Genomic DNA, 21,299 nt, shown 5'->3' on the forward strand with positions numbered 1-21,299 from the left:
ACTCCCGGCCCTGTTCTCTGTACTCCCGGCCCTGTCAGGGGCGGCTAGGGGACGGTTAGGGGAGACCAGGAGGAAATCAGGGGCCGGTCGGGGCGGCCCCTGGGAGCGCTCCCCTTTACCCCCGCAGGGCTATCCCGTGCTGCTGCGCCAGAATCGCCGCCTGCACCCGGCTGCGCAGCTTCAGCTTCGACAGGATGCGGCTGGTGTGGGTCTTCACGGTGCCCTCCGCGAGATGGAGTCGCTCCGCGATGGCGCTGTTGCCCAGCCCGCCGGCGATACAGGCCAGCACCTCCAACTCCCTTTTGGTGAGGGCACCGAGGGCCTGCCCGGCGCCGTCCGGCAGGGTGGGGCCCGCCGGCGGTGGCAGCTCGGCGAACTCGCTGATCAGCCGCCGGGCGATGGCCGGGGCGAGGAACCCCTCCCCGTGCGCCACCTCCCGTACCGCGCCGACCAGTACGGCCGGTTCCGCGTTCTTGAGGATGAAGCCGCCGGCCCCGGCCCGCAGCGCTCCGAAGATGTACTCGTTGAGGTCGAAGGTGGTCAGCACCAGCACCTCGGCGAGGCCGCGCTCCACGATGGTGCGGGTGGCGGCGACCCCGTTGAGCTGCGGCATCTGAACGTCCATCAGGACGACATCGGGCCGCAGTTCGTCGGCCATACGGACCGCCGTCACACCGTCGCCGGCCTCACCGACCACGGTGATGCCCGGGTCGGTCTGCAGTAACAGGGCCAGCCCGGACCGCACGGCCGCCTGGTCGTCGGCCACCAGCACCCGGATGCCCGGGGGCCCGCCCGCCGGATGCTCCGCCGGCGCCGCTGCCGGCCCACCCCTCGGCTCGTCCGCCGCTAACTCCTTCACTGGCTGTGCCACCTTTCTCGTCTCCTAAGGGTTCTGGGTCAGCGGGAGCACCGCCCGCACCCGCCACCGCTCCGGGTCGGTGCGGTCGGGTCCCGCGGCGAAGCTGCCGCCGACCAGGGCGGCCCGCTCGGACATCCCGGTGAGCCCGGCGCCCGCCCCCGCCGTCAGCTGCTCCCCGGGGCGCTGCCGGGCCCGGCAGCCGGGGCGGGCCAGCGGGCTGTCGACCGAGAGGGTCAGCTGCTCGGCGCCGGCCTCACAGCGGATCCGCACCTGCCCCGCCGAGGCATGCTTGAGGACATTGGTCAGCGCCTCCTGCACGATCCGGTACGCGGTCACCTCGATCACCGAGGACACCTCGGGGAAGTTCTCGGGGAATTCGGTGTGCAGGGTCAGCGCCGCCGCGTCGGCGGCCGGCCGGGCCTGTTCGACCAGCGCGCCGAGCGCGTTCAGCTGCGGCCGGTCCCAGTCGTCGGACACCCCCCGGTCGGACCGCAACAGCACCACCATCCGGCGCATTTCGGCCAGCCCCTGCACACTGTTCTCCCGGATCACCGCGAGCGCCCGCAGCACCGGATCCTCCTCGGCCGCACCGTCCTTCGCCCGCTGTGCCTCGGTCAGGGAGAGCACGGCGCTGGAGTGAATGGCGATGGCACTGAGATGGTTGGCCACCAGGTCGTGCAGCTCACGGGCCATACGGGTGCGCTCGGTCTGCAGCACGGTCTTGCGGTCCAGCTCCGCCAGCCGGTCGATCTGTGCGGCGCGTTGCCGCTCGGCATCCGCCCGCTCCTTGTGGTTCCGGATCACCACCGCGGTCCATACGGGGGAGATGAGCAGCACCGCGATGATGACACCGGTCGTCACGCCCTCGGAGCGGTCGCCGACGAGGAGCAGCGTGACGGTGGTCGCCAGGGTGGCCGCCACGGTCCCGAACTGCAGGACCCGGCACAGCCACCGGGTTCCGTACAGGGCGGCCGCATAGAGCAGATCCGTATAGACGAGGACGGGGCCCAGGCCGCCGCCGGCGGTGAGCTCCACGGCGACGGTGAGGGTGCCGACGGCGAGCGCGGCCAGCGGCAGGACACTGCGGAAGGCGGTCGCGGTGCACAGCACGAGCACCGGCAGTACGGCCTGCCAGGCGGGGATGTCGCCCCCCATGACCGGTGGCCCGCCCAGGACATACAGGATCAGACAGCCGGCGAAGAAACCCACTGCCAGTCTGAGGTCACGGAGCGGTACGGGGCGGCGGCGCGCGTGCGTACTTGTGAGAGGACGTAACCACACCCAAGGACAGTACGTCGGCGGGTTACCCGTTCTCCTGGCCCTGGCGCCCGAATTCGGGGCGGTCCGTCGTACATCGAAGTATGTAGCCGTACATCAGCAGAAGGGATGACCCGAACGCTCCGGGGGATCTGCAAACTTGGGCTGTCCGTATCGGTCGGCGGAGGCGAAAGAAGGGGGAGGGGCCATCTGTATGACGGGTAGTCACTCACCCGGTATGGCCTCGGCACCGCTCAACTGCGGAGGACGGAAAGTACGTGGAAACGAACGCCGCTCTTCTCGATCTGTCTCCCCAATCCCTTGACCAGGACGTGGTGGACCCCGGGCACCACCCCGGCCGGGCCCGCCCGGCGCCGCCCGCTCGCGCACCCGGCCCCCCGGACTCCGCCGCCGTCCCCGTCCCGGTCTTCGTCGTCCCCGTAGGATCCGCCTCTCCCCACGGATCCGGCACGGGGCTCTCCCCCGACGACTGTCCGGGCCTCAACGGCCGTTCCCGGGCCACCCTCGACGGTGCGGCCCGCGGCCGGCTGCGCGCCCGGCTCCCCGGGCGGGTGAGCGCCGCGATGGCCGCCGCCGGCCACTGGGAACTGTACGGAACCCGTGGCCTGCTGGTCGTGGCATGCGGGGACGACGCCCGCCGGATGGGCTTCTCGGTGGAATCCGTCCGCCCTGAAACCTCCCCGCCGCACACCCCGTACGAGGTGCTGACCGCCCATGAGTCACGCCTCGCGGCCACCCGCCCCGCCGCCGAGCGCGACCGTCTCGTCACCCGCTTCTGGGTCCGCAAGGACGCCGCCCTGCAAGCCGTCGGCCGGGGGCTGTCCCTTGCGCCGGAGCGCATCGAGGCGGGTTTCCCCGGCGACCGCGGAACGGTCGCCGTGCCCGGCCCGCACGGCATCGAAGTCCCGGTATCGGTACGCAACTTCGCGTTCTCCCCCGCGTACGAGTTCGCCGTGGCTATCCCGGAACCCCTCGCGCTCACCCCGTCCTTCTCCTATTCGGCCGGGTAAGTGCCGGTTTCCGCAGGGCCGCCGGCGCCCGCACCGGCGGGCACGCGCCACTGCCTGCGCCACTGCCTGCGCCCACCCGGGTGAAACCCCCGCATGTCGCGGCTCCCCGGCACCGGGAAAACCATATTGCCGGGTTAGTTGGTGCGTGCCCACCGGTCGTGGCGAGTACGTGCGTCACGGCGTTGCCGGAGCACAGCGGAGGATTGCCGTCATGCCGTCGCCCCTCGCCAAACGGTCCGTCGAAACGCTCCTGTCCGTGCTGCTGGTCATGCTCAGCGTCCTGGGTGCGGCCGGCCCGAGTGCCGCGGCGGCCGGCCCGCCCGGCAGCCCGGGGCCGGACTGGGAGCGCATCGCCGCCTGCGAGAGCAACGGCCGCTGGCACATCAACACCGGCAATGGCTACCACGGCGGTCTGCAGATCGACCCCGCCACCTGGCGCGCCTACGGAGGCCGCCGTTACGCCCCGCGGGCCGACCTCGCCACCCGCGACGAGCAGATCGCCATCGGCGAGCGCATCGTCCGCGACCGGGGGCTGTCCGCCTGGCCCAACTGCGCCCGGACCACGGACAGCGGCGACAGCACCCCCCGTGCCATGGCGCAGACCTCGTCGGCCGCTCCGGCCCCGCAAGCGGCCCCTCGCACCCGCAGCCTCACCTCCCCCGGACACACCACGGCCCGCACTTATGTGGTGCAGCCCGGCGACTGCCTCTCCGTCATCGCCGAACGCGCCCACACCCCGGGTGGCACCACATCCCTGTACGACCTGAACAAGGACACCCTCGACCAGGGGCCGGACCACATCTACCCGGGGCAGCGGCTGCGGCTGCGGGCGTGATTCCGGCGCCGGCGTCCGCCCGGTCCGGTGCTCCTGAGGGCCGTCACGGTGAATCCGCTGATCGGTGCGGGTGAATGCGCGGGACGGGCCGTTGCTCAGGCTTGGTGGATGGGGGCGTGGCCGGTAGCAAGACCGCGGGGTACCAACCGCGAGGTGCAGGAGCACACAGTGAAGAACATGGCACGCATCAATGTGGTGATCGCAGGAGCTTGCGGCCTGCTCCTGGCGGTCGGCGGGGCGTCGCCCGCACAGGCCTGGGACGGGCCGTTCGACGGGGACGGCGTGTGGAACAGCGACACCTTCGCCAACTTCCATGCCGGGTTCAGCTGCCGCAACCGCGCCAGAATCTGCATCAACGGGCCGCTGAACAGCGGAAACGTCCGTAACTCGCAGAACGTCCACCTGTCCGGCAACAACAGCAACAGCGGCAGCCCGACCAACGTCAACGGCAACACCAACGACGATGCCGGCGGCACGACCGGGGCCGAGAACAAGACCAGCAACAACCAGCAGCACATCGGCCGCGGCGGCAAGCAGAAGCTGTGACCCGACACTGATCCGCCTCTCCGGCCCCGGCACATTCCGGGGCCGGAGTCGTGTCCGGGTGAGGCGCCGCCGGGCCTGGGGAACGGCAGAGCGCCCGGCGGAATCCGCCGGGCGCTCGGGGACGGCTGTCGAAGAGGCCGTGGGCCGTAGCCGTGTCGGGAGCGGGCCGGTATCAGTGGAGGAAGCCTCCCAGGATGCGCTGCACGCTGTTGGCGCTGCCCTGCGAAGCGCCCGTGACGGCGTTGCCGCTGTTGGTCGACCCGTTGGTGTTGGCGATATTGCCGCTGCTGTTCGGGTTGCCGCGGTTGATGAAGTTGCCGCTGTTCAGGCTGTTGCCGCTGCGCACCGGCCCGTTGATGCAGGGGTGCGGTGACCTGAAGACCGGCGAGTTGTAGTTGAAGTCGGCGAGGCGGTTGTTGCAGACCACTCCGGAGACCATGCCGGCCACGGTGCCGACGTCGGCGCCCGCGACGGCTGCGAGCAGGGAATCGCTCGGAATCACCTGGGCCTGGGCGACACCGCTGCCGAGCAGCACCAGCCCACACGCCCCGACGACAGTGCCCGCCTGCGCAATTCTTCTCACGTCGCTCCTCGCCTCGTCGTCCTTCGGATGCCAGACGTATCGTGCTGCCGCGGTCGGCCCGCAACGGCATTCAACCCGCGGGGAGCAAAACCCCCGGCGGCCACAATCAGCCGGGTGGCCCAACACCTCGCGGGGCTTTTCGCGGGACGGCCGGCCGGAGGGGGGCAGGCGGAGATCATCGGCGGTGGTGCCGGGCCGCCGGGGCGGGGCGGACCGGGCCACCGGGAGCGGGCCGCTCATCCGGCGGCCGCCGGCCGGCGCACCGGCGCTCAGAGCACGAGCCGCTCCGGCATGGGCTGCTCCACACCGTCCAGCTCCAGCGTGCACCGGGGCATGGAGGGGACGAGATGCGGCTGGCGCAGCAGGACCCGGAAGGGGTGGGCGGGCTCTTCGGGGAGTTCGCCGGTCAGCACATTCATGCCGGCGCTGTGTTCCTTCTGGTACGCGATCACCTTGCCGTCGACCAGGAGCTCGATCTCCCCGGACCGGCCGGGCCCGACGTTCACGGTGATCGAGTGGTCACCCTGATCCAGATGGAAGTGGTGGCTCTGCCCCATGACGCACCTCCGGCAGTTCGTCGGTGACGACCGGCGGCGGCGTCCGTACGAACAGCGTGCCGGTCCGTCCTTCCAGCGTAGGTTCCGCGAGCGACAATTGTGGTGGATGCCGGGCGGCCGGTTCACGGAGCGCGGGTCGGCGAGACCTGCCCGGAGGGACCGGGCGCCGGGCCGGCAGGAGACGACGATGAACGGCTCGGTCCGCGTGGGACATGTGGTCGGGGTACCGCTGCGTATGCACTGGAGCGTGCCGCTGCTGGTGGGCCTGTTCGCGTACGGACTCGGACGGCAGGGCCTGCCCGTCTGGACGCCGGGGCGCTCGGACGCCGTCTACGCCGTCGCCGGGGTCATCGGGGCCGCGCTGCTCATGGGCAGCCTGCTGCTGCACGAGACGGCCCATGCCGCGACCGCCCTGCGGAAGAAGATCTCGGTGCAGGACGTGACGCTGTGGGCGCTGGGCGGAACGACCCGGATGGGGCGGCCGCAGACCGCCGCGGCCGCCTTCGCGGTGGCGGTCAGCGGGCCGCTCATCAGCCTGGTCATCGGCGGTGTCGCGCTGGGGGCCGGGGCCGGGCTGCACGGGCTGTCCGGCTGGGCGGTGCCCTCCGTCGTCCTGGCCTGGCTGGGCTGGGCGAATCTGTTCCTGGGGGTGTTCAACCTGCTGCCCGCCGTGCCGCTGGACGGCGGCCGGGTGGTGCAGGCGGTGCTGTGGTGGCGCACCGGGGACCGGGAGCGTGCGGACCTGGCGGCCTCCCGGGGCGGCCAGATCATGGGGCTGCTGCTGGTGGCCGCCGGCTGGATCTCCGTGCTGCGCGGGGCACCGGGCGGGCTGTGGATCGTCTTCATCGGCCTCTTCATCATGATCGTCGCCGGTGCGGAGCGGCGCCGCGCGGCCCTGCACCGGGCGCTGCGGGGGCTCCGGGTCGGCGAGGTGATGTCGGGTCCGGTGGTCAGTGGCGCCGACTGGCTGACCGTCCAGCGCTTCATCGACGAGGTGGCCGTGCACTCCCGGCACTCCGCGCTGCCGCTGCTCGACTTCGAAGGCCGCCCCAGCGGCATCGTGCAACTGCGCCGGCTCGCGGCGGTACCGCCCCCGAGGCGGGAGACGCTGCGGGTCCGCGAGGTCGCGACCCCGCTGTCCCAGTGCGCGGTCGCCGCCCCGGACGATCTGCTGACCGAGGCGCTGGACAAGCTCAGCCTGCGGACCGGCGCCCGCGTCCTCGTCGTGGACGCGGGGCACCTGGTGGGGATCGTCACCGGGAAGGACATCTCCCGGCTGATGCAGCGCAACACCCTGGGCGGAAAGGAGAGCGCCTGACCGGCCCTCCCGGGGCGGCGCGGTGGGCGCGCGCCACCGCCGGGCGGCGCACACAATGGTGGTACGGAACGCCCGGGGGACACGGGGGCCGCCGGAGCGGAGGACCGGAACCGGGACAGGTGTATGGAGTACGTCACCGTGACCGCGCTGAGCCACCCCGGGCTGATCCGCGAGCACAACGAGGACAGCCTGGTGGCCGGCCCCTGGACGCTCTGCGGCACCGTGACCGAGAACCCGCAGACCCTGGTGTTCCCGCTCGGTACCCCGCTCGTCGTCGCGGTCGCCGACGGCATCGGCGGGCAGCCGGCCGGCGAGGTGGCCAGCGCCCTGGCCGTGCGCCAACTGGCGGCCCTCGGCCCGACACTGGACACCGAGGAAGCCGTCCGTGACGCCCTGAACCTCTGCAATGACGCGGTGTACGCGGCCGCCGGCCAGGACCCGGAGCTGACCACCATGGGCACCACGGTCGCCGGGGCCGTCGTCCTGGCGGAGTCGCTGCTGGTGTTCAACGTCGGCGACAGCCGGGTGCTCGACGCGACGGCGGACGGTCTGCGCCAGGTGAGCGTGGACGACAGCCCGCCGCTGTCGCCGGGGCGGCGCACCACCTCGCTCGTCACCCAGGCGCTGGGCGGCACCCCGGAGTTCAGCGCCATCACCCCGCATGTCAGGGAAGCGCCGCTGTCCGCGGGCGACCGCTACCTGGTGTGCACCGACGGTCTGACCGACCCCGTACCGGAGGACGCCCTCAACGACCTGCTGCAGCTCCACAGCGGCGGCCGGGCCGCCTTCGAACTGTGGAAGTCCGCCATCGAGGCGGGCGGCCCCGACAACGTCACGCTGGCGTTGATCAGCATCGGCGAGTAGCGGGGGCTGGACCGGAGCGGGCTGGACCGGACTGGACCTGTGCGGGCTGGAGCGGAGCGGAGCGGACCGGGCCGGAACGGAGTGGAGCGGGCTGGACTGGACTGGACTGGAACGGACTGGACTGGAGCGGGCTGGAGGGGACGGGACTGGACCGGACCGGAACGGACTGGAGCGGACTGGACTGGAGCGGACCGGAGCGGGGCACGGCCGGTGGTGCGCGCTCGGCGGTGCGCGGCGCCGCGTCCTCGGGGTAACCCCACCCCCGATCTCATGGCTGCCGGATGGGCGGCGGGGCACCGCTCAACCACCCTTGCCCCATGACGACTTACGCCCATCGCGCCCTTCTGCTCGCGCTCTCCGTCGCCACCGTCGCCACCACCGTGACCGCCGCCGCCCCGGTGGCCCGCGCCGACGCTCCCGGTGCCAACGGGCCCGCCCTCACCTGGCGGCCCTGTGCCGAGCCCGGCGGTCTCAGCGGCCAGGAGTGCGCCCGACTGCCCGTACCGCTCGACTACCGCGACCCGGACGGCCCGCAGATCGGCCTCGCCGTGACCCGGGCGCGCAGCGAGCGGCCCGCGGCACGGCGGGGGACGCTGCTGGTGATTCCCGGCGGGCCGGGCGGGTCCGGAGTGCGCCAGCTGAAGACCAAGGGGCCGGTGCTCCGGAAGGCGATGGCGGGGGCGTACGACCTGGTCAGCTTTGACCCGCGGGGGGTGGGCGGGAGCACCCGGGCGGGCTGTGAACTCGACGCGGCCGACCGGCATCTGGTGACCCTGCGGTCCTGGCCGGCGCCGGACGGCGGGATCGACGCGAACGTCGCCCGTTCCCGGCGGATCGCCGAGGCGTGCGACCGCCATGGCGGTGCCGTGCTGCGCAGCTTCACCACCGTGAACGAGGCGCGCGACATCGACCGCCTCCGCCGGGCCCTGGGCGAGGAGAAGCTGTCGGCCTGGGGGTCCTCGTACGGGACGTACGTCGGGGCGGTGTACGCGCAGAAGTACCCGCGGCACACCGACCGTTGGGTACTGGACAGCATCGACGACCCCGACCCGTCCCGGGTGGGGCGCGGGTGGCTGGCGAACATGGCGGCGGGTGCGGACGACCGCTTCCCCGACTTCGCGGCCTGGGCCGCCGATCCGGCACGGGAGAGCGCGGGGCTGCGGCTGGCGCGGCGGCCCGCGGACGTCCGGCCGCTGTTCCTCGCGCTGGCGGCGAAGCTGGACCGCGAGCCGAAGGAGTCCACCACACCGGGCGTCCCGCTGACCGGCAACCGGCTGCGGCAGGCGCTGCAGAACGCCCTGTCCAGCGACGCTCTGTTCGCCGAGACCGCCCGGCTCGTCCAGCAGGCCCAGGATCCGGCCGCCGAGCCGGTGCTGCCCGCCGCTCTCGCCGGGCCGATGCCGGACCAGGACGCGGCGCTCATGATGGCGACCGTCTGCAACGATGTGCGCTGGCCGGCGTCGGTACCCGCCCACCGGCGCGCGGTGACCGCCGACCGCGTCCGGCACCCGCTCACGGCCGGAATGCCGGTCAACATCACGCCCTGCGGCTTCTGGAAGGCCCCGGCGGAGCGGCCCACCCGTATCACCGCCGACGGCCCGTCCAACATCCTGATGGTGCAGAACCGCAGGGACCCCTACACCCCGTACTTCGGCGCGCTGAACATGCGCCGGTCCCTCGGCGACCGGGCCCGGCTCGTCACGCTCGAACACGGCGGCCACGGCGCCTACTTGGGCAACGGCACCGCCTGCGGCGACCGCACCGTCACCGCCTTCCTGACGACGGGCCGGCGCCCGCAGTCGGACATCCACTGCGCCGAGTGAACCACGGGCCGGGCAGGTGCTCCGGCAGCCGGCCGCGCCGAGGGCCGGACGTCCGGCGTCCGGCGCTCGGCGCTCGGCTATGCGGGGTCCGGCTATGCGGGGTCCGGTGTGTCCGGCGTCCGGCCCAGAGCGGCGAGGAGCTGCTGCGGCGCCACCGGCTGCTGCGCCCCAGGGGAGCGGGCCACCGGCCCGGACACCGCCACCGCGGCGCAGGAGGCTGCCAACTCAGCGGATGCGTACGGGACTTCAGCCACCCCGGGGGCGCCCGGTGACGCGGGGGCGCGCTCAGCCGCGCTCCTCCTCGGCCTCCATCAGCCGGATGCCCTGATGTGTCAGCGAGACCATGGCGGGTGTGTTGCCCGCCGCCCAGTCGACCGTGACCAGGCCCTCGCCCACCAGATAGGTGCAGGCCGCCGCCAGGTCCTGAGCGTCGATCCCGAGCTCGTCATGCAGCTTCGCACCGGTGATGCCCAGCAGACGGTTGCCCTCGGTGGCCTTGTACAGCTCCTGCATCACCTGTTCGCGGTAGGTCTTCCGCTCGCGCAGTGTGGCCATGGCTGCTGCCCTCTCATGCTCGGCGTGCGCGCAGCACCCCGTCGCGGCACGGTGTCTCAGACCTCGTCCGCCTGCGGCTGGCTGCCCTCGGACGACCGGCCCGACGCCAGCCAGGACCGCGCCGGCCGGGTCGGGCGCGTGGTGTCCACGGTGAGGTGGAGACGGGTGCCGCCGTCGCTGCCGGCGGGGTAGCTGCGCTGTTCGGTGGTGGCGTAGCAGCGGCGGAGAGTCTCCGCGACCTGGCGGGCGGTCTCCGGGGACGCGGCGACGATTCGTACCTCGGCGCGCCCGGCCGAGGGAAGGGGACCCAGAGGTTTCATGACGACTTCCCTGTGACGGGGGGAGGGAGGCCGCCGACGCCGCCCGGAAGGCGCGGAACGGCACCCGCCGGTAGCGGGACACGAGGCCTTCCCCGTCCCTTCACCCTACTCCGCCCCGAGGTCCCCGAGCGCGCGCGTGACCAGGCACTTCCCGGGTATGCGGGTCCCGGCCCGGCTGCCTGGCCGGGCCGTGCCGCCGGCCCGCGGAGTACGGTGAAGCCAGCGAGGCTTTGTGCGCCGGCTGCTCACGCCGGCGTCGTCACGGGCGATCAGCGGACGTACCGAACCGCGGACGGGCAAGCACACCATGGCCGACTCCGACACCCCGGACTTCCCCAAGCTTCTGCCGGAAGAGGCCTACCGGGCGGTGCAGCCCGGTATGGCTCTCCTGAGGCTGGGGACGACCCGGTCCCGCGAGGGAATCCTCGACGGCGCATGGTGGCCGCACTCCCGCAACATCGGCGCCGAGCTGCCCCGTCTGATCGCCGCGCTGACCGAGCACCTCGGCCCCATCGTGCGCGTCGGCCTGGACGCGAGTGCCTGGGAGGAGCTCCCGACCCGGCTGATCATCGACGACCGGGTCGTGCACATCGACTCCTTCCCGGTCGGTGACGACACGGTCCTCATCACCCGCGGCAATCAAGATCACTTCTCGCTGCTGGTGGTCCCGCCCCAGGCGACGCCGGAGGCGGCACACGCCGCGATGACCAGAGCCGTCCAGGCCGACAATGTCGCCCCGGCCGGACAGATCCTCATCGACACCGGCAGCAGCCCACCGCGGCCGGTCCCCGCACCGGAACCACCGGCCGGCCCGGAGCCCGGCGGTGCGGGCTGAGGTCGGGAACCCGGGGGTGCGGGCTGAGGTCCGGAGCCCGGCGGTGCGGGCTGGGGTCCGGAGCCCGGCGGTGCGGGTTGAGGTCGGGAACCCGGCGGTGCGGGCTGGGGCCCGGAACCCGGGCGGTGCGGCCTGACGCCCGGAGCCGTGGAGCGGCTGCCGTGGGCGGAGGCTAAGCGTCGAGCCGGATGCCCTTGACGGCGTTGTCGAAGACCGGCCGGTACCGGTTCCACTGGGCGTCCGGCGCGGAGAGGTAGACCACGTACTGCGTGCCGTCGGTGCTGCTGAACGCCAGCTCCACCGCGCGGTACTTGCGTTCCGAGCCGTTGAAGGTGAACTCCCAGTACCCCGCGGGCCGTCCCCGGAACGTCGTGGGGTCCATCCTGACCCGCTCATAGCCCGGGTTGTCCCGGCGTGTCTGTTCCTCTTCGGTCTCCTGCCAGTGCCGGATCGGATCGGACTGCCCGGCGAACTGGGCGATGTTGATCCGCAGGCCCGCCCGCCCGGACACATAGGCGACCTCGGAGCCCGGCGGATCCTGGCGGGTCCAGCCGTCCCGTATGGGAAGGGACAACCCCGGCCCCTCCTTCTTGAGGTGGTATCCGGCGGGAACCGGTGGCGGCGGGGAAGGGCTGGTGCTCGGGGGACGTTCGGCGGCGCCCGACCCGGCGGGGCGGGCGCTCGTCGGACCGGCACCGTCCCAGGGCCACAGCAGCACACCAGCGGTCACGGAGGCGGCGACCGCCGTCGCCGCGGCACTCCACAGGACCGTACGGCGGCCGCGCCTGCCCTTACGGGCGGGAACCGCGGGGACTTCGGCGCGGTGCGCCTGGGTGGGCTGATCGCCGAGAACGGTTCCCGTGCCGGCCGTGTGGCCGCCCAGGAGGCGTTCGGCCTCGTGGGCGGCCATGCGCGCCCCGGGTTCCTTCACGAGCAGGCCCTCGATGACCGGGGCCACGTCACCGGCGTTGCGGGGCGCCGGGTACTCCTCGGTGGCGATGGCGTACGCCGTCTCGATGGCGGTGTCCCGGCTGAACGGCGGGCGCCCCTCGACCGCCTGGTACAGCGTCGCCCCGAGGGACCACAGATCGCTGGCCGGGCCGGGCTCGGCGATTCCGCTGCGGAGGCGTTCCGGCGCGAGGTACTGGATCGACCCGACCAGCTCGCCGGTCCGGGTCAGTGAGGGCGTTCCGGACTGCACGGCGATGCCGAAGTCGGTGAGGACGATCCGCCCGTCGTTCCCGAGCAGCACATTGGCGGGCTTGATGTCCCGGTGCAGCACCCCGGCGTCGTGGGCGGCGCGCAGTGCGCCGGCCATACCGCAGCCGATCCGGGCCGCTTCGCCGGGCGGCAGCGCGCCCCTGCGCTTCACGAGGTCGCCCAGGGTGACCGAGGGGATGTACTCCATGACGATGCACGGCAGACCCTCGTCGTCGACGACGTCATGCACCACGATCACATGAGGGTGGGTGATCCGGGCGGCGCTGCGGGCCTCGCGGCGGGTGCGCTCGTAGAGCGTCTCGATCTCGTCGTCGTTCAGGTGCGGCGGTACCAACAGCTTCTTCACGGCGACCGGCCGCCCGAGCAGCTCGTCCTCGGCCCGCCACACCGTGCCCATGCCGCCGCGGCCGACCCGCTCTACCAGCCGGTACCGGTCGGCCACGAGCCGTCCCAGATCGGACACCGCGAGTTCTCCTCCGCCGCACGGGTTCAACAGTCTGCGGGAGCACCATAGCCCGCGCGTTCGAACAGTCCGGAAGGAGGCATTCCGGGTGCCGGTGCCGTGGGCCGGTGCCGTGGGCCGGGGCGCTCCGGCAGGACCGCTGGGGGCGGCGGCAACTGCCGTGGTGGCCGCCCCCGTTCGTCCCCGGGCGGCGACCGCGGCGCCCCCGACGCCGCGCGGGAGGGGTGCTGCGTGGGGGTGTATGGCGCCTCGGGTGGCATCATCGCGGCGCCATTGGTGCCATTCGTGCGCCATGGTGGCTTGCGATGGCGCCATGGTGGTGTCACTATGGCGTTATGGACCTCACGCCGTACGTCGACAATCTCCGGCACGAGCTCGCGGTCGCCGCGGACGCGGGCGGAGACGAAGCCCGAGCCCTGGCCGAGCGGCTCACCACGCCCCTGGAGTCGGCCGTCCGGCTCACGCTGCTGAACGCACTCTCCTCCGCCATGACCGAGATCACCCGCGACCTGGCGCCGGGGTCGGTCGATCTGCGGCTGCGCGGGCTCGACCCCGAGTTCGTGGTGACCGCACCGCCGGTCCAGGAGCCGTACGGGCAGGCGGAGTTGCCCGAGGCGGCGTCGGGCGAGCCGCAGGCGACCGCGCCCCCGGCCGCTTCGGACGCCGACGAGGGCGGCACCGCGCGGATCAACTTCCGCCTTCCCGCCCATCTCAAGGCCAGGGTCGAGGACGCCGCAGGACAGGAAGGCCTCTCGGTCAACGCCTGGCTGGTGCGGGCCGTCGGCACCGCCCTGGAGCCGGGCGCCACCAGCCGCCCCACCGGCCGCAGCTCCCGCCACCTGGGCCAGCAGGGCTACACGGGCTGGGTCCGCTAGGCGGCCTGTTTCCCGGGGGCCCGGAGAACCGCCCCACCCCTGCCTCGACGCACCGCACCACCTCTCACTACTCACTCACCCACTCACCCGCTCATTCACTCACCCGCCCTCCCGGCGGGACCCACACCAGTCATGAGGACGGCACAGCCATGCCTGCTTTCGACACTCCTGAACCGCTCTCCGTCACCGTCCAGCTCGACGTCGGCTCTGTCCGGATCGCCGCGAGCAAGCGCACCGACACGGTCGTCGAGGTGCTGCCGAGCGATGCCACCGCGGAGGCCGATGTGCGGGCCGCGGAGCAGACCAAGGTCACCTGCTCCGGCGGCAAGCTGCTCGTCAAGGGCCCCAGGAAGCGCTCGCTCTTCGGCAAGTGCGGCTCCCTCGACGTGACCATCGAGCTGCCGGCCGGCTCGGACGTCCTGGGCACCTCGCCCATGGCGGACTTCACCGGTGAAGGCCGGCTTGGCGAGTGCCGGCTCAAGACCTCGCTCGGCGACATCCAGGTCGACGAGGCGGAGGCGGTCCACCTGCGGACCGACTACGGCGACATCCGGCTGGACCGTGCGGCGGGAGACGCCGAGCTCGTCGGCGCGGGCCGGATCGAGGTCGGCGAGATCGCGGGCGCCGCGCTGGTCAAGAACGGCAATGGCGCGACCATGATCGGTGAGGTCACCGGCGCGCTGCGGGCGAGCGCGTCCAACGGCCTCATTTCCGTCGGTGTCGCGCAGGCCGGCGTCGATGCCAAGTCCGCCAACGGCGCCATCCGGATCGGCGAGGTGGCCCGCGGCCGGATCGTGCTCCAGGCCGCCGCCGGTGACCTGGAGGTCGGCATCCGTGCGTCCACCGCCGCCTGGCTGGACGTGACCACCGACGTCGGCACCGTGCGCAACGACCTCGGTGCCGCCGACGGCCCCGGCGACAGTGCCGAGACCGTCGAAGTGCACGCCCACACCAGCATCGGCGACATCCTGATCCGCCGCTCCTGACCAGGCCCGGCCGCTTGTGGCCGGCCACGACCACCACACCCAAGAAACGGGACTGCCATGATCATGACTTCCAGGACCGCCGTCGTCTCGCCGGCGATCAGCGCCACCGGGTTATCCAAGTCCTACGGCGACAAGGTGGTGCTCGACGGCATCGACCTGCGCATCCCCGAAGGCACGGTCTTCGCCCTGCTCGGACCCAACGGCGCGGGCAAGACCACCACCGTGCAGATCCTCTCCACCCTCCTCCCCGCCACCGCCGGCCAGGCGCGGATCGCCGGCCACGATCTGGTCCGCGAGGCCGATGCCGTACGCGCCGCGATCGGTGTCACCGGCCAGTTCTCGGCGGTCGACAACCTGCTCACCGCCCGGGAGAACCTGCTCCTCATGGCGGACCTGCACCATCTGGACCGCCGCGAAGGCCGGCGGCGGGCCACCGAGCTGCTGCGCCGCTTCGAACTGACCGAGGCCGCCACCAAGCCCGTCGTCACCTTCTCGGGCGGGATGCGCCGCAAGCTCGACCTCGCGATGACCCTGGTCGGGGACCCGCGCATCATCTTCCTCGACGAGCCGACCACCGGACTCGATCCCCGCAGCCGGCGCACCATGTGGGAGATCATCCGCAGCCTGGTCGCCGACGACGGCGTCACCATCTTCCTGACCACGCAGTATCTGGAGGAGGCCGACCAACTCGCCGACCGCATCGCCGTCCTGGACCACGGAAAGCTGGTCGCCGAAGGCACCGCGGACGAGCTGAAGCGACGGATCCCCGGCGGACACATCCGCCTCCGGTTCGCCGACGCGTCCGCACTCGCCTCGGCCGCCGCCCTCTTCGGCACCACCGCACACGAAAGCGAAGCGCTCACCCTGCACGTCCCCGGTGACGGCAGCCTCCCCGCCGTGCGCGCCGTCCTCGACGCCCTGGACGACGCGTCGGTCCGTGCCGAGGAACTGACGGTGCACACCCCCGATCTCGACGATGTCTTCCTCACCCTCACCGGCAGCGACCGGTCCGCCAGCGAGGCCAACTCCCTGAAGGAGAACGCCCGATGACCACTCTGTCCTACGCGGCCCGCGATGCCCGGACGATGCTGCGTCGCAATCTGAAGCATGCGCTGCGCTACCCGTCCCTGACGGTCTCGGTCGTCGCGATGCCCGTCATGATGCTGCTGGTCTTCACCTATGTCTTCGGCGGTGCCCTGGGCACCGGCATCGGCAAGACGGCCGGCGGCAGCCCCGAGTACATCGACTATGTGGCCCCCGGCATCATCCTCATGGCCGCGACCTCGGGCGCCCTGGTCACCGCGGTCGGCGTCTGCGTCGATATGACCGAAGGCATCGTCAACCGGTTCCGCACGATGGCGATATCCCGTGCGTCGTTCCTGACCGGGCATGTCGTCGGCAGCGTGCTCCAGACGCTGGTCAGCATCGCCTTCGTCATCGGCGTCGCACTCCTCATGGGCTTCCGGACCCACGCCACACCCCTCGGATGGCTCGCCGCCGCCGGCCTGCTCACCCTGCTCACCCTGGCGCTGACCTGGCTTGCGGCCGCCATCGGCCTGGTCGCCAAGAATCCCGAGACCGCCAGCAACATTCCCCTGCCGATGCAGTTCCTCCCGTTCCTCGGCAGCGCCATCGTCCCGCCGGAGTCCATGCCCACCGGGCTGCGCTGGTTCGCCGAGTACCAGCCCTTCACCCCGGTCATCGAGACGCTGCGGGGCCTGCTGATGGGCACCGGGGTCGGCGCCTCCGCGATCGCCGCCGTGGCCTGGTGCGTCGGCCTCACCCTGGTCGGCTACCTGTGGGCACGCACGGCCTTCCGCCGCAGCGTCACCCGCTGAACGGCCGCTCCACGGGCCGCTGAACGGCCGCTCCACGGGCCGCTCCACACGCCACCTCACCGCGCGCACTCCGCGCGCAGGCACCGCACTTCGCCACTTCGCCGCGCAGTTCGTCACGCGCCGCGCACTTCGCCGCGCACTTCACCACTTCACCGCGCAATTCGGCGCGCGCTTCACCTTGCACGTCGCCCGGCACTTCCCGGCACTCCCGGCACTTCGCCGTGCCGTCAACCTGCACCGGAGGACCCCATGCAGCACGAACCGTCCGCAATACAGCACGAACCGTCCGCACCCGCGACCCAGCAGTCGGCCGAGGAAACAGCGGCACACCCCGAACCGGTGACACTGCCGCTGACCCGCGCCGCGGGCTGCCCCTTCGACCCGCCCGCCGAGCTGGCGGAGCTGCGCGAGCAGCAGCCGCTGCGCCCGATGCACTACCCCGACGGGCACGTGGGCTGGCTGGCCACCGGCCACGCCGTGGTCCGGGCGATAGCCGCCGACCCCCGCTTCAGCTCCCGGTACGAGCTGTTGCGCTACCCCCTCCCGGGCGGGCCTACCGGCACCCTGCCCCCGGCACCGCTCGGCGACCTCACCGGGATCGACGCACCGGAGCACACCCGCTACCGGCGGCTGCTCGCCGGTAAGTTCACCGTCCGCCGGATGCGCCAACTCACCGCCCGCGTCGAGCAGATCACCGCCGACCACCTCGACGCCATGGAGCGCCAGGGACCGGTGGCCGATCTGGTGCAGGCGTTCGCGCACCCCGTCCCGGCCCTGATGATCTGCGAACTGCTCGGTGTGTCGCAGTCCGACCGTGCGGGCTTCCAGGAGCACACCGCGATGCTGAGCAGCCCGGAGGCCGGTCTGGAGAAGCAGATGGCCGCCATGACCGCCCTCGCGGAGTGCATCCGCGAACTGGTGGTGGCCAAGCGCGCCCACCCCACCGACGACCTGCTCAGCGATCTGACCTCCAGTGAACTGACCGATGACGAACTCGCAGGCATTGGCAGCTTCCTGCTGGCCGCCGGTCTCGACACCACCGCGAACATGCTCGGGCTCGGCACCTTCGCCCTGCTGAGCCACCCCGAGCAGGCCGCCGCCCTGCGCGACGACCCCGGCCTCGCGGACCAGGCGGTCGAGGAGCTGCTGCGCTATCTGAGCATCGCCCACACCGGGTTGCGGGCGGCCCTGGAGGACGTCGAGCTGGCCGGGCAACTGATCAAGGCCGGCGATACCGTCGCCGTCTCGGTGCAGGCCGCCAACCGCGACCCGCTGAAGTTCCCCGACCCCGACACCCTCGATCTGCGGCGGAAGGCGACCGGGCATCTGGCCTTCGGGCACGGCGCCCACCAGTGCCTGGGCCAGCAGCTGGCACGGGTCGAGATGCGGGTCGCGTTCCCGGCGCTGTTCCGCCGCTTCCCGACGCTGCGGCTGGCCGTCCCGCCCGAGGACGTACCGCTGCGCGACGCCATGAACATCTACGGGGTGCACCGGCTCCCCGTCACCTGGGACAAGGAGTAGTCCGGTGCACCTGAGCATCGACCGCGACCGCTGTATCGGCGCCGGGATGTGCGCCCTGACCGCCCCCGAGGTGTTCGACCAGGACGCCGAGGACGGCCTGGTCCTGCTCCGCACCGCCGCGCCCCCACCCGGGCTGCGCGCCACGGCCCGGCTGGCCGCCGGCCTCTGCCCGGCCGCCGCCCTCACCGTCATCGAGCAAGGCGGAGCGGGCAGTTCGCCCCCGGGCGGCCGTTAGGGCCTGTCCGGCGGATCATGGCCGGGCCGCACCGGTGACCGGTGGTCCGGCACCGCACCGCGCGCCGCCGCCTACCGCACGGCGGGGAACCCGACTGCCCTCCCGCACGTCTTTCGGCGTGTTGGCATGATCGGTCCGTGGAGGAACCCGGTGGAATACAGGATGTTGGGGCAGCGGTACGAGCTGGTGGAACAGCTCGGGCACGGCGGTATGGGGACGGTGTACCGCGCCGTCGACCACCGGCTGCGCCGTACCGTCGCCGTCAAGACCCTCTCCGCCGAGCTGGCGATGCAGCCCGAGTTCCTCACCCGCTTCCAGCGGGAGGCGCATGCCGCCGCCGCGCTCAACCACCCCGGAGTGGCCACCGTTCATGACGTCGGTGAGGACGCCGGCGGCGGCGCGGCCGAACCCTATCTGGTCATGGAGTACGTGGCGGGCCGGACCCTCAGCCAGGTGCTGGGGGACGGCCCGCTGACGGTGGCACAGGCCGTCGACATCACGGGTCAGGTGCTGGCGGCGCTGGATCACAGCCACCACCACGCCATCGTGCACCGGGACATCAAGCCCGCGAACGTCATGCTCACCGCCTCCGGCGCGGTCAAGGTCGTCGACTTCGGCATCGCCAAGGCGCTGAGCGAGGTGGCCACCCGGCTGACCGGGACGGGCGTGGCGGTCGGTACTCCCGCCTATCTCGCCCCCGAGCAGATCAACGGGGGCGACACCGACCACCGCACCGATCTGTACGCCGTGGGCTGTCTGCTGTACGAGCTGCTGACGGGGCGCCCCCCGTACACCGGCGACTCACCGTATTCCGTCATGCATCAGCATCTGGCCGCGGAACCGGTGCCGCCCTCGCAGCTCCGCCCGGAACTCCCGCCGGCCGTGGACGCTGTGATCGCCAGAGCGCTGCACAAGCGCCGGGAGGATCGCTTCGCGGACGCCGCCGCCATGCAGGCGGCACTCGCCGCGGCACCCCGCTCCGCACCGGCTCCCCGCGTCCCCACCCCCACCGCACCCGATGCCGTTGCCCCGGGCCCCGCCCCGGCGGTGGCCCCGGCCGCGCCCGCCGGGAGCGCCCCGGCGCGGCGGTCCGCCCGGCGGCGACCGGCGCGGGTGGTGTTCCGGCCGACGGCCGAAGGCGCGGTCGCACTGCTCGGCTGCTTTCTGTCCCTGGTGATATCCCGGACCGACATGATCGAAGTCGGTCAGTTCTCCCGGGTCGCGCTGCTCGCCGGCGTCGCCGGATCGGTGCTGCTGCTGTGGTCCGCACGGCTCGCCTGCGCCGTGGCCTGGGGCCCGGTGGCGGAGGCCGTGGCGGTCTGGTCCGAGCTGGCGCGCGCCAACATCGGCTGGGAAACCCGCTATGTCATCATCGCCCTGGTCCTGGGCGTCGTCTCCGCGCTGTGCCTCGCCGCCGGATACAAGGACGAGCGCACGGGTGGCTTCGCGCTCGTCGCCTTCTGGTTCACGTCCCTGGCATCCGTCTGGTTCTTCCTCGACGACCTCCGCAAGATCGGCGTCTTCTACGTCCTGCTGCTGGCCGTCACGCTCGCCATCGGGGCCCAGGTCCTCAAGGCACGCACCCGGACGTCGCCGTCCGGCGACGTCGCCGGGCCGTCCGGCGCGGCCCGGTCCGGGGGCGCCGCACCCCCGGCCGCCCCGGCCGGCCCGTCCGCACCGGCCTCCGCCGGGCGCGGACGACAGCCCGCCGGATAGCCGGGCCGCGCCTGCGGCCGGACGCATGCGCGGCCCGGCGCCGGGCCTGCCCGCCGGCGCCGGGCCTCAAGCCGTCGGCATCAGCCGACCCACACCACTCGGCATCAGCCGACCCACACCACTCGGCATCAGCCGACCCACACACTCGGCATCAGCCGACGCACACCACTCCCAGCAGACACACATGCGTCGGCGAGGACGGCTCCGCCTCCGGTGCGGTCGGTGCCGTCGGGGTGGTCGGCGCAGTGTGCGCCGGTGGGGTGTCCGCGCCGGAGCCTCCGGTGGCGGCGGGGGCGCTCGTCGCGGGAGTCGCGGCGTCGGTGTGCGCGGGGTGCGCCGCCCTGTCCGGTGTGGACGCGGCGGGCGCGCTCGCGCTCGGGGACGCAGCGGTGTGGGACGGGGTGACGGACTGCGGCTGCCGGGCCGTCGTGGCGGGCGGCGGCGTGGCCGCGGAGGGGCGCGCATGCCGGCCGGACGGGAGGGACGGGCGGGCGCCGGGGTGCCGGGAAGCCTGGGAGTCCGACCGGTCCGACGACGAGGCGGCGGGCTCCGTCCGGGGCGTGGACACGCTCTCCGGCTCCGGCATCGAGGCCGCGTGGGTGCCGTTGGTGGCGGGCTTGTTCTGCAGCATGCTGACGGTCAGACCGCCGCCGACGAGGGCAAAGGCCGTGGCGGCCGCGGCCCGGCGCCGGTGCTTCTTCCACCGCGCCAGCTGCCGGCGCCGGGCCGCCCGGCCCTGCCCGGTGGGCGCGGGAATCCCGGCACCGCCGGGCGAACCCGCGTCCGAGGCGTCCGAGGCGTCTGCGACGTCTGCGGCGCCTGCGGTATCGGCCGTCTCCGCCGGCGCGACTTCGAAGGCGCCGCCGCCGAACGGCGTGGCTTCGGGGCTGTCACCACCAATTGGCGCGGCTTCGGAGCTGTCACCGCCGAACGGACCGGCTTCGGAGGTGTCGCCACCGAACGGACCGGCATCGGCGTACCGGCCCTGACGGGGCCCCGGGGCGGGAGCCTTCTCCGGCTGCCAGGACTCCCACGTCGCGGCGGCGGCCATCGCGCTCTGC

The 21,299-nt window shown here is 72.8% G+C and carries 22 protein-coding genes; 14 read left to right on the plus strand and 8 right to left on the minus strand.

The window, feature by feature from the left end; genetic code table 11:
• Positions 1-115: 115 nt before the first annotated feature.
• Both AB0C46_RS18020 and AB0C46_RS18025 read right to left on the minus strand, forming a co-directional pair.
• Positions 116-778, minus strand: a complete 663-nt coding sequence (locus AB0C46_RS18020; RefSeq protein WP_362828831.1) for a response regulator transcription factor — start codon at positions 776-778, stop codon at positions 116-118.
• 105 nt (positions 779-883) lie between these two features.
• The gene (locus AB0C46_RS18025) at positions 884-2,068 is read right to left on the minus strand and encodes a histidine kinase (protein WP_362828758.1); all 1,185 of its coding nucleotides are present in this window, start codon (positions 2,066-2,068) and stop codon (positions 884-886) included.
• Positions 2,069-2,394: 326 nt separating this feature from the next.
• On the opposite strand from AB0C46_RS18025, the gene AB0C46_RS18030 reads away from it, so the two are divergent.
• The 3 genes from AB0C46_RS18030 (at position 2,395) to AB0C46_RS18040 (ending at position 4,528) form a co-directional block, all read left to right on the plus strand.
• Entirely contained in the window at positions 2,395-3,147 is a 753-nt protein-coding gene (locus tag AB0C46_RS18030) for a hypothetical protein (RefSeq protein WP_362828759.1), read from the plus strand.
• A 211-nt stretch (positions 3,148-3,358) separates the two neighbouring features.
• Positions 3,359-3,982, plus strand: a complete 624-nt coding sequence (locus AB0C46_RS18035) for a transglycosylase family protein (protein WP_362828760.1) — start codon at positions 3,359-3,361, stop codon at positions 3,980-3,982.
• Positions 3,983-4,159: 177 nt separating this feature from the next.
• On the plus strand, positions 4,160-4,528 hold the full coding sequence (locus tag AB0C46_RS18040) for a hypothetical protein (protein ID WP_202443735.1): 369 nt from the start codon (positions 4,160-4,162) through the stop codon (positions 4,526-4,528).
• A 172-nt stretch (positions 4,529-4,700) separates the two neighbouring features.
• Here the strand turns inward: AB0C46_RS18040 and AB0C46_RS18045 are convergent, their stop codons facing one another.
• Both AB0C46_RS18045 and AB0C46_RS18050 read right to left on the minus strand, forming a co-directional pair.
• Positions 4,701-5,111, minus strand: a complete 411-nt coding sequence (locus tag AB0C46_RS18045; protein WP_362828761.1) for a hypothetical protein — start codon at positions 5,109-5,111, stop codon at positions 4,701-4,703.
• A gap of 269 nt (positions 5,112-5,380) precedes the next feature.
• On the minus strand, positions 5,381-5,668 hold the full coding sequence (locus AB0C46_RS18050) for a hypothetical protein (RefSeq protein ID WP_362828762.1): 288 nt from the start codon (positions 5,666-5,668) through the stop codon (positions 5,381-5,383).
• A gap of 187 nt (positions 5,669-5,855) precedes the next feature.
• Here AB0C46_RS18050 and AB0C46_RS18055 point away from each other — a divergent pair, with 187 nt between their 5' ends.
• The 3 genes from AB0C46_RS18055 (at position 5,856) to AB0C46_RS18065 (ending at position 9,673) form a co-directional block, all read left to right on the plus strand.
• On the plus strand, positions 5,856-6,986 hold the full coding sequence (locus AB0C46_RS18055) for a site-2 protease family protein (RefSeq protein ID WP_362828763.1): 1,131 nt from the start codon (positions 5,856-5,858) through the stop codon (positions 6,984-6,986).
• Positions 6,987-7,109: 123 nt separating this feature from the next.
• Positions 7,110-7,850 carry a protein phosphatase 2C domain-containing protein gene (locus tag AB0C46_RS18060; RefSeq protein WP_362828764.1) on the plus strand — a complete coding sequence of 247 codons (741 nt, stop codon included), beginning with the start codon at positions 7,110-7,112 and terminating at the stop codon, positions 7,848-7,850.
• 317 nt (positions 7,851-8,167) lie between these two features.
• Positions 8,168-9,673 carry an alpha/beta hydrolase gene (locus AB0C46_RS18065; protein WP_362828765.1) on the plus strand — a complete coding sequence of 502 codons (1,506 nt, stop codon included), beginning with the start codon at positions 8,168-8,170 and terminating at the stop codon, positions 9,671-9,673.
• Positions 9,674-9,958: 285 nt separating this feature from the next.
• Here AB0C46_RS18065 and AB0C46_RS18070 read toward each other — a convergent pair whose 3' ends face one another.
• Positions 9,959-10,228: a hypothetical protein gene (locus AB0C46_RS18070; protein WP_362828766.1), complete on the minus strand. Its 270-nt coding sequence runs from the start codon at positions 10,226-10,228 to the stop codon at positions 9,959-9,961.
• Between the two features lie 56 nt (positions 10,229-10,284).
• Positions 10,285-10,548 (minus strand): hypothetical protein, encoded by a 264-nt coding sequence (locus AB0C46_RS18075; protein WP_362828767.1) that lies wholly within the window; start codon positions 10,546-10,548, stop codon positions 10,285-10,287.
• A 307-nt stretch (positions 10,549-10,855) separates the two neighbouring features.
• On the opposite strand from AB0C46_RS18075, the gene AB0C46_RS18080 reads away from it, so the two are divergent.
• Positions 10,856-11,383 carry a DUF5994 family protein gene (locus AB0C46_RS18080; protein WP_362828832.1) on the plus strand — a complete coding sequence of 176 codons (528 nt, stop codon included), beginning with the start codon at positions 10,856-10,858 and terminating at the stop codon, positions 11,381-11,383.
• 172 nt (positions 11,384-11,555) lie between these two features.
• Here AB0C46_RS18080 and AB0C46_RS18085 read toward each other — a convergent pair whose 3' ends face one another.
• A complete protein-coding gene (locus tag AB0C46_RS18085; RefSeq protein ID WP_362828768.1) occupies positions 11,556-13,067 on the minus strand; it encodes a serine/threonine-protein kinase in 1,512 nt (503 codons plus the stop codon).
• Positions 13,068-13,402: 335 nt separating this feature from the next.
• Between AB0C46_RS18085 and AB0C46_RS18090 the strand changes: the two genes are divergently transcribed.
• The 7 genes from AB0C46_RS18090 (at position 13,403) to AB0C46_RS18120 (ending at position 20,238) form a co-directional block, all read left to right on the plus strand.
• Entirely contained in the window at positions 13,403-13,942 is a 540-nt protein-coding gene (locus AB0C46_RS18090; protein WP_362828769.1) for a hypothetical protein, read from the plus strand.
• 149 nt (positions 13,943-14,091) lie between these two features.
• The gene (locus AB0C46_RS18095) at positions 14,092-14,928 is read left to right on the plus strand and encodes a DUF4097 family beta strand repeat-containing protein (RefSeq protein ID WP_362828770.1); all 837 of its coding nucleotides are present in this window, start codon (positions 14,092-14,094) and stop codon (positions 14,926-14,928) included.
• Between the two features lie 57 nt (positions 14,929-14,985).
• Positions 14,986-15,978 (plus strand): ATP-binding cassette domain-containing protein, encoded by a 993-nt coding sequence (locus AB0C46_RS18100; RefSeq protein ID WP_362828771.1) that lies wholly within the window; start codon positions 14,986-14,988, stop codon positions 15,976-15,978.
• On the plus strand, positions 15,975-16,766 hold the full coding sequence (locus AB0C46_RS18105) for an ABC transporter permease (protein ID WP_362828772.1): 792 nt from the start codon (positions 15,975-15,977) through the stop codon (positions 16,764-16,766). Before AB0C46_RS18100 ends, AB0C46_RS18105 begins: the two co-directional genes overlap by 4 nt.
• Positions 16,767-17,015: 249 nt before the next feature.
• Entirely contained in the window at positions 17,016-18,287 is a 1,272-nt protein-coding gene (locus AB0C46_RS18110) for a cytochrome P450 (RefSeq protein ID WP_362828773.1), read from the plus strand.
• Between the two features lie 4 nt (positions 18,288-18,291).
• Positions 18,292-18,522: a ferredoxin gene (locus AB0C46_RS18115; protein ID WP_362828774.1), complete on the plus strand. Its 231-nt coding sequence runs from the start codon at positions 18,292-18,294 to the stop codon at positions 18,520-18,522.
• A gap of 150 nt (positions 18,523-18,672) precedes the next feature.
• A complete protein-coding gene (locus AB0C46_RS18120; RefSeq protein WP_362828775.1) occupies positions 18,673-20,238 on the plus strand; it encodes a protein kinase in 1,566 nt (521 codons plus the stop codon).
• A gap of 151 nt (positions 20,239-20,389) precedes the next feature.
• Here the strand turns inward: AB0C46_RS18120 and AB0C46_RS18125 are convergent, their stop codons facing one another.
• On the minus strand, positions 20,390-21,289 hold the full coding sequence (locus AB0C46_RS18125; protein WP_362828776.1) for a hypothetical protein: 900 nt from the start codon (positions 21,287-21,289) through the stop codon (positions 20,390-20,392).
• Positions 21,290-21,299 lie beyond the last annotated feature (10 nt).

It is taken from the genome of Streptomyces sp. NPDC048637 (assembly GCF_040650675.1).
In the GTDB taxonomy this organism is placed as follows: Bacteria; Actinomycetota; Actinomycetes; order Streptomycetales; family Streptomycetaceae; genus Streptomyces.

Coding starts and splice junctions, on each gene's coding strand:
- AB0C46_RS18035 (WP_362828760.1), top strand. CDS start 3,359: ATGCCGTCGCCCCTCGCCAAACGGTCCGTCGAAACGCTCCTGTCCGTG.
- AB0C46_RS18040 (WP_202443735.1), top strand. CDS start 4,160: ATGGCACGCATCAATGTGGTGATCGCAGGAGCTTGCGGCCTGCTCCTG.
- AB0C46_RS18050 (WP_362828762.1), bottom strand. CDS start 5,668: ATGGGGCAGAGCCACCACTTCCATCTGGATCAGGGTGACCACTCGATC.
- AB0C46_RS18055 (WP_362828763.1), top strand. CDS start 5,856: ATGAACGGCTCGGTCCGCGTGGGACATGTGGTCGGGGTACCGCTGCGT.
- AB0C46_RS18060 (WP_362828764.1), top strand. CDS start 7,110: ATGGAGTACGTCACCGTGACCGCGCTGAGCCACCCCGGGCTGATCCGC.
- AB0C46_RS18065 (WP_362828765.1), top strand. CDS start 8,168: ATGACGACTTACGCCCATCGCGCCCTTCTGCTCGCGCTCTCCGTCGCC.
- AB0C46_RS18070 (WP_362828766.1), bottom strand. CDS start 10,228: ATGGCCACACTGCGCGAGCGGAAGACCTACCGCGAACAGGTGATGCAG.
- AB0C46_RS18075 (WP_362828767.1), bottom strand. CDS start 10,548: ATGAAACCTCTGGGTCCCCTTCCCTCGGCCGGGCGCGCCGAGGTACGA.
- AB0C46_RS18080 (WP_362828832.1), top strand. CDS start 10,856: ATGGCCGACTCCGACACCCCGGACTTCCCCAAGCTTCTGCCGGAAGAG.
- AB0C46_RS18090 (WP_362828769.1), top strand. CDS start 13,403: ATGGACCTCACGCCGTACGTCGACAATCTCCGGCACGAGCTCGCGGTC.
- AB0C46_RS18095 (WP_362828770.1), top strand. CDS start 14,092: ATGCCTGCTTTCGACACTCCTGAACCGCTCTCCGTCACCGTCCAGCTC.
- AB0C46_RS18100 (WP_362828771.1), top strand. CDS start 14,986: ATGATCATGACTTCCAGGACCGCCGTCGTCTCGCCGGCGATCAGCGCC.
- AB0C46_RS18105 (WP_362828772.1), top strand. CDS start 15,975: ATGACCACTCTGTCCTACGCGGCCCGCGATGCCCGGACGATGCTGCGT.
- AB0C46_RS18110 (WP_362828773.1), top strand. CDS start 17,016: ATGCAGCACGAACCGTCCGCAATACAGCACGAACCGTCCGCACCCGCG.
- AB0C46_RS18125 (WP_362828776.1), bottom strand. CDS start 21,289: ATGGCCGCCGCCGCGACGTGGGAGTCCTGGCAGCCGGAGAAGGCTCCC.